The sequence below is a fragment of the Streptomyces sp. NPDC014907 genome, from assembly GCF_055562975.1.
Genome location: NZ_JBVHEG010000006.1, coordinates 286,777 through 298,635, shown reverse-complemented (window position 1 = coordinate 298,635; position 11,859 = coordinate 286,777). Strand labels below are relative to the sequence as shown.

Sequence of the window (11,859 nt, the reverse complement as noted above, 5' to 3'; positions counted from 1 at the left end):
GTCGTCGGGTCGTACGGGGGGTCAGCGGCGGTCGGCGTCGTCCACGCCGTCCCAGAGGTTGTCGTACCAGGGGCGGTCCGCCGCGCCCCGGTCGGCGCGGGACCGCTGCTCCGCGCCGGGGTCGTCCACGGTGAAGCCGGTCTCGCCGGGGAGCACGTAGTGGAGGTGTTCACGGGCCAGGCGGCGGACGTAGGCCGGGTCCTGGAGGCGGGCCTTCTCGTCCCTCAGCTCCTGGACCCGCCGGGCGGCCTCGGCGGCCCGGCGCTCCTGCTCGGCGATCTCGCCCTGCTGGGAGACGTAGCTGCGCATCGGGTAGGCGAGCGCCACGACCAGGGAGCAGACGACGAGGGCGAGGAAGGCCGCGCGGCCGGTGAGCCGGGAGCGGCGGGCCTGGCGGCGGGTCTGGGAGCGGTAGACACGGGCGGCGGTCTGCTCACCGAGCAGTCTGATCCGGGTCGCGGTCGAGAACCGGTCCCGGTCCTTCACGGCCATTCGTGTCGCCTCCCCTGTTCACGCGGACGTCCCCGCACACGGTACGGGACCGAGTACGGGGACGTACGGAAGCCGCCCTGCCGGGGGCTCGGCGTGTGTGTCAGCCCTTGAAGCGCGGGAAGGCGCTGCGGCCGGCGTAGACCGCGGCGTCGTCCAGGATCTCCTCGATGCGCAGGAGCTGGTTGTACTTGGCGACGCGCTCGGAGCGGGCCGGGGCACCGGTCTTGATCTGGCCGCAGTTGGTGGCGACGGCCAGGTCCGCGATGGTGACGTCCTCGGTCTCGCCGGAGCGGTGGGACATCATGCACTTGAAGCCGCTGCGCTGGGCCAGCTCGACGGCGTCCAGCGTCTCGGTCAGCGAACCGATCTGGTTGACCTTGACGAGCAGGGCGTTGGCGCTGCCCTCCTCGATGCCGCGGGCCAGGCGCTCCGGGTTGGTGACGAACAGGTCGTCGCCGACGAGCTGCACCTTGGAGCCGAGCTTGTCGGTGATGGCCTTCCAGCCGGCCCAGTCGTCCTCGAACAGCGGGTCCTCGATGGAGACCAGCGGGTACGCGGAGACCAGCTCCTCGTAGTACTCGGTCATCTCGGCGGCCGAGCGGGACTTGCCCTCGAACTCGTACGAGCCGTCCTTGTAGAACTCGGAGGCGGCGCAGTCGAGGGCGAGCGCGATGTCCTTGCCCGGGACGTAGCCGGCTTCCTTGATCGCCTCGAGGATGAGGTCGAGGGCGGCGCGGTTGGACTCCAGGTTCGGGGCGAAGCCGCCCTCGTCGCCGAGGCCGGTGGAGAGGCCCTTGCGCTTCAGGACGGCCTTGAGGGTGTGGTAGACCTCGGTGCCCCAGCGCAGGGCCTCGGAGAAGGACTCCGCGCCGATCGGGGCGATCATGAACTCCTGGATGTCCACGTTGGAGTCGGCGTGCGACCCGCCGTTCAGGATGTTCATCATCGGAACGGGCAGCAGGTGCGCGTTCGGGCCGCCCAGGTAGCGGAAGAGCGGGAGGTCGCTGGCCTCGGAGGCGGCGTGCGCGACGGCGAGGGAGACGCCGAGGATGGCGTTGGCGCCGAGCGAGGACTTGTCCGGGGTGGCGTCCAGGTCGAACATGGCCTGGTCGATCAGGCGCTGCTCGGTGGCGTCGTAGCCGACCAGCTCGGGGCCGATCTGCTCGATGACGGCGAGGACGGCCTTCTCGACGCCCTTGCCCTGGTAGCGGTCGGGGTCACCGTCGCGGAGCTCGAGGGCCTCGAACGCACCGGTGGAGGCGCCGGACGGAACGGCAGCACGGCCGGTGCTGCCGTCGTCGAGGCCGACCTCGACCTCGACCGTGGGGTTGCCTCGGGAGTCCAGGATTTCCCGGGCTACGACGACGTCGATGGACGGCACGAGCATCTCCTTCTGGGATGTGACGCTGGATGTGACGCAAGGTCGGTGCGGGGTCGCTCGGCCTTGCGGCAAGAGCCTAACCGTCCCGGGGGCTCCGGTCGGCCGGGCGCCCGCACCCTGGGACGAAAAAGGACCCAAGGGTACGCACAAGGTGAGGAATCACCCCGTATCTACCGGCCGGTAACCCTTGAACGGCCCGCACTCCCGTACGGAGGGGGCCCCGTACGGACCCGCGCGGAGCGGCCGGGAAAAGGGGGAACCCCGGCCCGGCGCGCACGGGGGAGGGCGCGCCGGACCGGGGTGGTCACCGCGGGAGGGCCGTCGGGGCCGCGTGAGCCGCCGGACTCACGCGACCCGCCGGACTCACTTCAGGTGGAGCTGCTGGCCCGGGTAGATCAGGTCGGCGTTCTCGACGACGTCCTTGTTCAGCTCGAAGAGCTCGGCCCAGCCGCCCTCGACGCCCTGCGCCGCGGCGATCCTGCTGAGGGTGTCGCCGGTGACGACCTTGTACTCGCCGTCGCCCTTCCTGACCGTCTCGCCGGTCGGGGTGATGACGGTCTTCCTGGCGGACTGCGGAGCGGCGTGGCGCTTCTCGGCCTTCTTCGGGACCTGGCGCTGCTCGCTGCGGGTGGTCGGCTGCTCGGCCGAGCGCTTCTGCGTCCGCTGCTTCTTCGCGGGCTTCTCCTGCTCCGTCGCGCTCTCGGCGGAGCCGCCGTACGAGGCGCCCGAGAGGCCGACGCCGCAGTGCGGCCAGGCGCCCTTGCCCTGGCCCGCGAGGACCTTCTCGGCGACGGCGATCTGCTGGGACTTCGAGGCCTGGTCGGCCCGCGGGGCGTAGGCGGTGCCGCCGTACGCGGCCCAGGTGGAGGACGTGAACTGAAGGCCGCCGTAGAAGCCGTTGCCGGTGTTGATGGACCAGTTGCCACCGGACTCGCACTGGGCGACGCGGTCCCACTCGGAGGCCGTGGCGGCCGAGGCGGCGCCCGCGGTCATCAGCGGGGCGGCGACGGCGACACCGGTGACGCCGACGAGCGCGGCGACCTGGGTGGCCTTGGAGGGACGGCGGTGTTTGCCCTTGGCGGAAAACAGCATGGAGTTTCTCCTCACCGACGCCTGCGAGGTGAGCTGTCGGGTTCGGGCCAATGAGTTGCCCGGCCGCGTGTCCTAGCACGCGGCTTCACCCCAAGCCGATCGTCGGCCGTCTGTCTCAACGGCCGGGGCCGGCGCTTACCTTGGTTCCCCCGCTCCTGCCTTCGGCGCTTGCGCGACGACTGTTCCCGTCGACCGACGGCAGGATTCGGCGTTTCGGTCGATGGGGCCCGCGGTGGCGAGCGGTGACGACCGTACGCACAGACCGCCCCGAAGTTCAAAGAGGCTCATATGACTAATTTCGCCTCTCCTTGCACACCGCCGGGGCCCGTTTGCGCAGGTGAGAGGTGACGGAAGCAGAGCTTCCGGACACGACACGCCAGTTGGGGCAAAGAGACCCATGTCTCACTCGCATGGATTCGGACATAAGCCCGCGAACTACCCCGCCGCCGACGTCGGAGCCGTCGTCAGATCGAGGTTCTGACCAGGGAGGATGAGGTCCGGATCGGTCCCCACGGTCCGCTTGTTGGCGTCGTAGAGGGCGGTCCACCCTCCGGGGAGTTCGTTCGCCCGTGCGATGTCCGAAAGGCTGTCACCCGGACGCACGACGTATTCACCCGAAGAGCCCTGACTGTCCGTTACGCTCGAATCCCTCACCCCGTCGGTGACGGGGGTGCCCGTGGGGTTTTCGGCGAGCTTGTCCGTACCCGAGGCGTGTCTGCCGGATTCGATCGATTCGCCCGTCTTGGGGCTTTCCTCCGGTGCGGCACCGCCCCGGTGCTTGCCGGTGCCGGGCGCGACCGACGTCCCGTCACCCTCCGGCGTACCGGGCGTAACAGACGTATCGGGCGTAACGGGCGCGAGGGAGCCGCCGGGCGCGGTCGGACCCACCGGCGCGGACGGGGCCGTGGACCCGGTCGATCCTGTCGGCGCGGACGGCGTGGCGGGAGCCGACGGCACGGCCGGGGTGGTGGTCGCCGCCGGCGCGCCCGGCGTCGTGGGCGTGACGGGGACGGCCGGGGGCGCGGAGCTCTCGGCCGCCCCGGGCGCCGTGGTCTCCGGGGTGGCGGCGGGGGCGCCCGAGCCGCCCGTGTTCCAGCCCGACTCGGGGACGGGCTTCACGGCGGGCGCGGGAACGGTGGCCGGGCCCGGGTCCACCCCGGCGGACCTCCCGTCGTTCGTCAGGCCCGCGATCGGCGCGCAGGTGGCCCACTCGGCGCTGCCCCCGGCGAGGGCCTTCTCGGCCACCGCGATCTGCTGGGCGCGGCTGGCCAGGTCGGGGCTGGGCGCGTACGCCAGACCGCCGTGGCGCTCCCAGCTCTCCTGGGTGAGCTGGAGTCCGCCGTACATCCCGTTGCCGGTGTTGGCGCTCCACTGTCCCCCGGACTCGCACTCGGCGACCCGGTCCCAGGTGGCGGAGTCGGCGGCGGAGGCGGAACCGGTGGCGAGCAGCGGCAGTGCCATGGCCGATCCGGTCACCCCTGCGGCGACGACGAGGGCGGGGGCCTGACGGGGGCGACGGTGTCGTCCGTTCCCGGAACGCATAGGAGCGCCTTTCGCGTGACGGCTGAGACTGCCGCGAAACGTAGCCGCATTCGAACGTCCGTCACAAGTCGATGGCTCCCCGATCACGTGAAGATCACATTTCTGACACGCCGTCAGTGGGGAGGAGCCGCGCGGAGGGGGAGAACTCCACCGGAAGCGTGCGCAATCCACGCATGATGAGCCCTCCGCGCCACCGCAGTCCGGCCGGGTCGACGGCCGCCTCCAGGTCCGGCAGGCGGGTCAACAGGGTTGCCAGCGCCGTCTGTCCCTCGAGACGGGCGAGCGGCGCGCCCAGGCAGTAGTGGATGCCGTGCCCGTACCCGAGGTGCTGGTTGTCGCGCCGGGCGAGGTCGAGCGTGTCGGGCCCGTCGAACCGCTCCGGGTCCCGGTCGGCGGCGGCGAGCACCACGAGCACCGGGTCCCCCGCCGGGATCTCCTGCCCGCCGATGGTCAGCGGCCGCGTCGCGTACCGCCAGGTCGCCATCTCCACGGGCCCGTCGTACCGCAGCAGCTCCTCGATCCCGGTCTCCAGGAGGCCGGTCTCCCCGGCGGCCAGGGACGCCTGCAGCCGTTCCCGCTGCCCGGGGTTGCGCAGCAGCGCGTAGAGCCCGTTCCCGATCAGGTTCACGGTGGTCTCGAAGCCCGCGAAGAGGAGGATGAAGGCCATGGCGGCGGCCTCGTTCTCGGTGAGGTGCTCGCCGTGGTCGGAGGCGCGGATGAGCCCCGAGATCAGGTCGTCCCCCTCTTCTTGTTCTTGACGCAGGCCCTCGCGCTTGCGGTGGATCAGCTCCGCGAGATAGCCGCGCATCTTCTTCACCGACCGGGCGACCCCGCCGCGCGGGCCTCCGCCGTGCCGGATCATCATCCCGGCCCAGTCGCGGAAGTCGTCCTGGTCCTCGCGGGGCACGCCGAGCAGGTCGCAGATGGCGTAGATGGGGAGCGGGAAGGCGAACTCGTGGATGAGGTCCGCGCTCCCCTTCTCCACGAAGCCGTCGATGAGCCGGTCGGTCAGCTCCTGGACGCGCGGGGCGAACGCGGCGACCCGGCGCGGGGTGAACGCCTTCGACACGAGCCGCCGCAGCCGGGTGTGGTCGGGCGGGTCGATGTTGAGCAGATGGGTCATCAGCTCGGCCTTGCGCTCGCCCGGAATGCCCGTCTTGCCCTTGGCGTGCGGGGACTCGTCGTGGTGCGCCGGGTTCTTGGAGAGCCGCTGGTCCGCGAGGGCCTGCCGGGCGTCCGCGTACCGCGTCACGAGCCAGGCCTCGACCCCGCTGGGCAGCGTCGTCCGGTGCACGGGCGCGTGCTCCCGCAGCCAGGCGTAGGCCGGGTACGGGTCGGTGGCGAACTCCCAGGTGAAGAGCTCGGGGGCGGGGCCCTCCCCGGAGATCGAGGCCGGGTCCTCCCCGGGGGCGGGGTTCTCCCCGGTAACGGGGACGGGGCTTTCCCCGGAGACGGGGACGGGGTTCTCCCCGCAGGCCGGCGCGGGGTCCTTCCCGGAGACCGGGGCCGGGCCCTCCCCGGGGACGGGGCTTTCCCCGGTGACGGGGGCGGGGTTCTCCCCGGTAACGGGGGCGGGGCTTCCCCCGGAGACGGGGACGGGGCTTTCCCCGCAGGCCGGCGCGGGGTCCTCCCCGGGGGCGGAATCGGGGGTCGGTTCGGGGGCCGGGGCGGTGCTGTCACTCACCCCCCGACCGTACAGCGCCCCCTCGCGCGCCCCTCCCGTGCGGGAGGGGCCGTCGTTCACTCCGCGCGCCGCCCCTGCGCCGCCCACTGGACGAGCAGGGCCACGCTCAGGACCGCGCCCAGCGCCGAGACCATCAGGGGCCACCCCGGGGAGTCGTCGCTCGTCGCGTCCCACGCGAAGAGCAGCAGGAACAGCACGGTCCCGGCCGCCCCCGCCGCCAGGTCGCCCCGGGAGGCCTTCCGGGGGGTCTCCCCGGAGGTCTCCCGGGAGGTCTTCTTCTCGTCGCCGTCGTTCACGCCTTCTCCTCCAGTCCCTCCGCCGCGCGGATCGCGTCACGGTACGTACGGGCGGCGGCCCGCAGCGCCGCCTCCGGGTCCACGCCGGCCGCCTCGGCGCGGGCGGCCAGGGCGAGCAGTTCGTACCCGAAGCCCTCGCCCGCCGGGAGCGGCACGCCGAGTCCGGCCGCCCGCGTCCGGCCCGCCAGCTTCGCGGCGAGCGCGAGGCCGGGCTGCCCGAGGGGCACGCCGTCGGTGACGGACTCCCGCCGCTTCTCGATCGCCTTGGTGCGCTGCCAGTGCGCGCGGACCTCCTCGGGCGTCTCGGCGGTCGCGTCCCCGAAGACGTGCGGGTGGCGGTGGATCAGCTTCTCGGCGAGCGTTCCGGCCACGTCGTCCACGGAGAACGGCTCCTCCGGGTCCTCCTCGGCGATCCGCGCGTGGAGGACGACCTGGAGCAGGACGTCCCCCAGTTCCTCGCGCAGCGCGGTCCGGTCGCCGTCCTCGATCGCCTCCACGAGTTCGTACGCCTCCTCGACGGCGTACCCGGCGAGCCCCTCGTGGGTCTGGACGGAGGTCCAGGGGCAGACCCGCCGGATGCGGTCCATGATCTGCACGAGGTCGAGGAGGCGGGCGCCGGGCAGGTCGTACGAGCCGGGCAGCAGCTCCAGGTCGGGCATGGCGACCCGGCCGGAGCCGGCGAGCCGGGCGAGGCCGTCGGTGAGGTCCCGGTCGCCCTCGCCGGAGGGCAGGACCAGGACCGTACGGCCCCCGGCGCACGCCCCGACCAGTTCCCCGGCGGTGAGCCGGGCGTGCTCGACGGCGATCCCGGCCTCGCGCAGGTACGGCAGCTGGGGGTGGTGCTCGTCGGGGCAGAGCACCCGGTCCGCGCCGTGCAGCGCCTGCCAGGCGGGCCAGGACAGCAGTCCGGGCGCGACGCGGTGGCTGGCGGTGAGCAGGACGATGCGGCCGGGGCTCTCGGAAGTCACCCCCCGAACCTACCCGGACTCAGGCGCCGGCCTCGACGGCGGCCGGGTCCCGGGTGACCTGGCGCAGCCAGGGCGCGGTGGTGGAGGTGAGCCGGACCTCGGCGTCGTCCCAGGCGCCGAAGCGCGGGTTCACGTCGATGCCGAGGTCCCGGGAGGCGGCGGAGAAGACCTCCGTCAGCTTCTTCTGGCCCTCGGGGCCGGCGTCCACGCCCAGCTTCTCGGCGATCTTGTTCATGAGGACGTTGCGGCGGACGACGCCGTCGATCTGGCCGGGGGCCACGCCCTGCTCCTGGAGGAGGACGGCGGCGAGCCGGTCCTCGCCGCCGCTCTGGCGGACGAAGGCCGTCCGGGTCTGCTGGAGTTCGGCGCGGGTGGCGGTGACGCCGTTGTCCCGGGCGACCTTCTCGACGACCCGGTCGAAGATCATGACGTTGAGCCTGCGGCGGCTGAGGTCGCCGCCGCTCCCGATCAGCCGGTCGGCCTGCGGGGAGGCCTCCTGCGCGGCCCGCACGTCCTTCACCTGCGCCTGGAGGGTGGAGACGTCGATGCGTTCGCCGCCGACGACGGCCGCCGCGCCCGGGTGGGAGTCACCGCCGCAGGCGGTGAGCAGCGGGGCCGCGGCGAGGAGCGCGGCGGAGACGGTGAGCGCGGTGCGGCGGTGCAAAGGAGCCTCCCGGGCGGTCGTGCGTCGGTGGAACGACCTTGCGGTGATCGATGGTAGGGAGTCACCCGGGCCGGAGCCACTACTTCGGGGCGACTGTTTCCCTCAACGGCCCGTCCGCCGCCCGGGTACCGGCCCGTCCCGTGTTTTCCCGGGCCGTGCCCCGGCCCCGGTCCTCGTGCGTCTCCTTCAGGAGGTAGTGGGGCCGCCGCTTCACCTCGTAGTAGATGCGGCCGACGTACTCGCCGATGAGGCCGATCATCATCATCTGGACGCCGGCGAGGGCGGTGATGGCGACGAGGAGCGTGACGTAACCGGGCGCGTCGACGCCGTTGACCAGGGCGGAGCCGACGATCCAGGCCGCGTAGCCGAGGGCCACGAGGAGAAGGAGGAGGCCGAGGTGGACGGCGGCGCGCAGCGGCTTGTTGTTGAAGGAGAGCAGGCCGTCGAGGCCGTAGTTGAGGAGCTGCCCGAAGGACCACTTGGAGCGGCCCTCCTCACGGACGGCGTTCTCGTAGGAGAACGTCGTGGTGGGGAAGCCGACCCAGGAGAAGAGGCCCTTGGAGAAGCGGTTGTACTCGCCGAGGTCGAGGACCGCGTCGACGGCCCGGCGGGACAGGAGCCGGAAGTCCCCGACGCCGTCGACCAGTTCGACGTCCACGAGCCGGTTGATCGCCCAGTAGTAGAGGCGGGCGGTGAGGGTGCGGGTGACGCGGTCGCCCTCGCGGGTGCGGCGGGCGACGACCTGGTCGTACCCCTCGGCGTGCAGCGCGACCATGCGGTGCACCAGCTCCGGCGGGTGCTGGAGGTCGGCGTCCATGATCACGACGGCGTCGCCGGACGCGTGCCGGAGCCCGGCGAGCATGCCGGCCTCCTTGCCGAAGTTGCGGCTGAAGGAGAGGTAGCGGACCCGGCCCGGGTCGCGTTCCGCGAGCTCCCGGAGGATCGGCAGGGTCTTGTCCCGGCTCCCGTCGTCCACGTAGACGATCTCGAACTCGCCGTCGAGGCGTTCGAGTTCGGCGGTGACGTGGTCGTGGAAACGGGCGAGGACGTCTTCCTCGTTGAAGCACGGGACGACTATCGAGAGCAGCACGCGGTCATGATAGCGGTGCGCCACCCCCCGATCTGACGCGCGCATGACCCCCGGGCGGCCATCGCGTGAACGGCTCCCCGGACCGCTTCCCGCCCTTGGAAACGCTGGGCATATTCGACTCGTCATGCCGAACTCCAAGGGCCCGCGCCCGCTCGCCGCCGCACTCCCCGCGCCGTCCGCCGCCGCACTTCCCGCGCCGTCCGCCGCCGCGCTCCCCGCACTGCTCGCCGCCGTGCTCGCCACCGTCGCCGTCTGCGGCGGGGACGCCGCCGCCCGGGTCTTCCCCTTCGGGCCGCGCCACCGGTCCGTCAACGACCTCGCCAACCAGTTCGTGCCGTTCCACGCGCACCTGTGGGACCTGCTCCGGGGCCGGGCGGACGGCGGCCTCCTCCTCGACTGGCGGGCGGGCTGGGGCACGGCCTTCCTGCCCGACTACGGCACCTACCTGTCGAGCCCCTTCGCCCCGCTGGTGGCGCTCTTCCCGCGCGGCGACGTCGCGTACGCGGTGTACGCGATCACCGTCCTGAAGACGGCGGTCGCGGCGGCGGCCATGACGCACCTGCTGCGCCGGCTGGGTCCGGGCGCGTGGTGGTGGGCGGCGGTCCTGGGCGCCTCGTACGCGCTGTGCGGCTGGTCCGTCGTGGAGGCCACCTACAACCCGATGTGGCTGGACGGCCTGATCGCCCTCCCCCTGCTCTGCCTGGTGGGCGAGTGGGTGCGGGAGGGCCGCCGGCCGCTCCTGGGCCCCCTGGTGGTGGCGGTCTGCTGGGTCGCGAACTTCTACACCGCGTACATGGCGACCCTGGGCGCCCTCCTCGTCCTCCTGGTCCGGCTGGCGGTGACGGACTCCTTCCGGGCGCGGACGCTGCTGCGGGCGGCGGTGACGGCGGTCACCGGGGTGGGTCTCGCGGCCCCCGTCCTGGTCCCGGTCCTCCTCGGTTCGCGGCACGCCCACCCGGGCCTGGTCCGGGAGTTCGCCCCGGCGGCCGGCACGGACGTCCTGGCCCGGCTGCTCCCGGTGACCTACAGCTTCTCCACCCCGGCCGCCTACGTCTGCACGGCGGTGACGCTGCTCGCGGGGGCGCTGCTCTTCCGCCGCGACGTGCCGGGCCGGGAGCGGTGGCTGTGGCCGGGACTGTGCGCGGCGGTGGCGGCGTCGATGCAGTGGGGGCCGACGCACCTGCTCTGGCACGCCTTCGCGACGCCGAACGGCAGCCCGTACCGGCAGACGTTCGTCCTCTCCGGCGTGCTGGTCCTGACGGCCTGGACGTGCCTGACCGGGGGCCGGGACGCGACGGCTCCCGGTGGGGACCGGGCGGGGGCGGCCCCGTCCCCCGGCGGTCCGGACCGCCGGGCGGTCGCGGGCGGCGCGGCCGTCGTCCTCGCCCTCGCGCTCGCCGCGCTGCCGAGCCCCCTCCTCACCCCTTGGTCGCTCGCGCTCGCGGGCGCGGGCCTCGCGGCCGCCGCGGGCGCGCTGCTCCTCCCCCGCCGGGGCCGGTACGGACTGCTCGCCGCGCTCCTGGCGGCGGGGACGCTGGTCGGCCAGTCGGCGGCGACGACGGCGTACGCGGACCGGGAGCGGATACGCCGCCTCGACGACTACCCGTCGCCGGGCGCCGCGGAGGAGCGGCGGACGGCGGCCCTGGCGGCGGCGGACGGCTGGCCCGCGTACCGCACGGACCCCGGGCTCCCCCGGGTCGCGGGCAACGACCCGCTCCTCCTGGGCGGCCAGGGCGCCGCGTACTACAGCAGCCACACCCCGGCGGTCCTCACCGCCGCGCTGGACGCGCTGGGCGGCGGCTGGACCTCGCGGGGCCGGAACCTGACGGGCCTGGACAACCCGGTGACGGACGCGCTGTCCGGGGTGGGCGCGCGGTGGCGGGACGGCGCGGTGGTCCGCACGGACGTCCGCCTCCCCCTGGTGACGGTACGGCCGCCGGGACCGCCCCCGGTCTACGGCCCGTCGCCCTTCCGCAACCAGGAACTGCTGCTCGGCTCCCGGGTGTACGGGGCCCCGCGCGCGGGCGCGTGCCCCGTCGGCACGGAGGTGTTCCTCTGGGCCCCGGACGCCACGGGCCGGGCCCGCCTGGGCGACCGCGAGGTCCGGCTCCGGGGCGGCCGGCCGAAGCGGCAGGAGGCGATGGTGTCCCTCGGCTTCCAGCGGACCCCCGGCCTGCGGCCGTCCCTCCCGGGCCCCGGGGAGCTCGGCTGCCTGGACCACGGCCGTCTGCGCGCGGCGGTGGCGGCCCTCCGCGCCCGGGCGGCGACCTCGGTGGAGGTGACCTCGTCGGGGATACGGGCGGTCCTCCCGCCGGGCGGGGGCACGGCGGTCGTGGCGGTCCCCCGCGTCGCGGGCTGGCACTGCGAGGGCGCCGGACCGGTCTCGTACGGCGGCTTCCTGGCCGTTCCCCTCGGGAGCGGCCGCACCGAGATCTCCTGCGCGTTCCGGCCCCCGGGCCTGCGGGCGGGCCTGGCGGCGGGCGCGGCGGCGGGACTGCTGCTCGCGGGGACGGCGGTGGCCGCGCGGAGGAGGGCCCGCGCCCCGTTCACGCCCCGGCGTCCGGGCTGAGGGACGTCGCGGTGCGCGGGCGGCCGGGGCACGCGTCCCGGCCCCGCTTCCGGGCGCTGCCGGCCGTCGTCGGCGTCCTCC

At 73.9% G+C, this 11,859-nt stretch carries 10 protein-coding genes and 1 riboswitch; of the genes, 1 reads left to right on the top strand and 9 read right to left on the bottom strand.

Annotated elements, in window-relative coordinates; translation table 11 throughout:
• Positions 1-21 precede the first annotated feature (21 nt).
• The 9 genes from ACZ3IL_RS19075 to ACZ3IL_RS19035 all read right to left on the bottom strand — a co-directional run bounded on the left by ACZ3IL_RS19075 (position 22) and on the right by ACZ3IL_RS19035 (position 9,209).
• A complete protein-coding gene (locus ACZ3IL_RS19075; RefSeq protein WP_467391580.1) occupies positions 22-492 on the bottom strand; it encodes an FtsB family cell division protein in 471 nt (156 codons plus the stop codon).
• Positions 493-592: 100 nt separating this feature from the next.
• Entirely contained in the window at positions 593-1,879 is a 1,287-nt protein-coding gene (gene eno, locus ACZ3IL_RS19070) for a phosphopyruvate hydratase (RefSeq protein WP_467391579.1), read from the bottom strand.
• Positions 1,880-2,236: 357 nt separating this feature from the next.
• Positions 2,237-2,965: a transglycosylase family protein gene (locus tag ACZ3IL_RS19065; protein WP_467391578.1), complete on the bottom strand. Its 729-nt coding sequence runs from the start codon at positions 2,963-2,965 to the stop codon at positions 2,237-2,239.
• Between the two features lie 3 nt (positions 2,966-2,968).
• A riboswitch (cyclic di-AMP (ydaO/yuaA leader) is annotated at positions 2,969-3,142 on the bottom strand.
• Between the two features lie 258 nt (positions 3,143-3,400).
• Entirely contained in the window at positions 3,401-4,507 is a 1,107-nt protein-coding gene (locus tag ACZ3IL_RS19060) for a LysM peptidoglycan-binding domain-containing protein (RefSeq protein WP_467391577.1), read from the bottom strand.
• Positions 4,508-4,601: 94 nt separating this feature from the next.
• Entirely contained in the window at positions 4,602-5,894 is a 1,293-nt protein-coding gene (locus ACZ3IL_RS19055) for a cytochrome P450 family protein (RefSeq protein WP_467391660.1), read from the bottom strand.
• A gap of 353 nt (positions 5,895-6,247) precedes the next feature.
• Positions 6,248-6,487 carry a hypothetical protein gene (locus tag ACZ3IL_RS19050; protein WP_467391576.1) on the bottom strand — a complete coding sequence of 80 codons (240 nt, stop codon included), beginning with the start codon at positions 6,485-6,487 and terminating at the stop codon, positions 6,248-6,250.
• Positions 6,484-7,455, bottom strand: coding sequence for a nucleoside triphosphate pyrophosphohydrolase (locus ACZ3IL_RS19045; RefSeq protein WP_467391575.1), 972 nt, complete (start codon positions 7,453-7,455; stop codon positions 6,484-6,486). Before ACZ3IL_RS19045 ends, ACZ3IL_RS19050 begins: the two co-directional genes overlap by 4 nt.
• 19 nt (positions 7,456-7,474) lie before the next feature.
• Positions 7,475-8,119 (bottom strand): SurA N-terminal domain-containing protein, encoded by a 645-nt coding sequence (locus ACZ3IL_RS19040; RefSeq protein WP_467391574.1) that lies wholly within the window; start codon positions 8,117-8,119, stop codon positions 7,475-7,477.
• A gap of 79 nt (positions 8,120-8,198) precedes the next feature.
• Positions 8,199-9,209 (bottom strand): glycosyltransferase family 2 protein, encoded by a 1,011-nt coding sequence (locus tag ACZ3IL_RS19035; protein ID WP_467391573.1) that lies wholly within the window; start codon positions 9,207-9,209, stop codon positions 8,199-8,201.
• 124 nt (positions 9,210-9,333) lie between these two features.
• Between ACZ3IL_RS19035 and ACZ3IL_RS19030 the strand changes: the two genes are divergently transcribed.
• Entirely contained in the window at positions 9,334-11,778 is a 2,445-nt protein-coding gene (locus tag ACZ3IL_RS19030; protein WP_467391572.1) for a YfhO family protein, read from the top strand.
• Positions 11,779-11,859: the final 81 nt, after the last annotated feature.

Bases quoted from the DNA above. Each gene is read 5' to 3' on its own strand.
- ACZ3IL_RS19065 (WP_467391578.1), bottom strand. From the start codon at position 2,965: ATGCTGTTTTCCGCCAAGGGCAAACACCGCCGTCCCTCCAAGGCCACC.
- ACZ3IL_RS19075 (WP_467391580.1), bottom strand. From the start codon at position 492: ATGGCCGTGAAGGACCGGGACCGGTTCTCGACCGCGACCCGGATCAGA.
- eno (WP_467391579.1), bottom strand. From the start codon at position 1,879: ATGCTCGTGCCGTCCATCGACGTCGTCGTAGCCCGGGAAATCCTGGAC.
- ACZ3IL_RS19030 (WP_467391572.1), top strand. From the start codon at position 9,334: ATGCCGAACTCCAAGGGCCCGCGCCCGCTCGCCGCCGCACTCCCCGCG.
- ACZ3IL_RS19060 (WP_467391577.1), bottom strand. From the start codon at position 4,507: ATGCGTTCCGGGAACGGACGACACCGTCGCCCCCGTCAGGCCCCCGCC.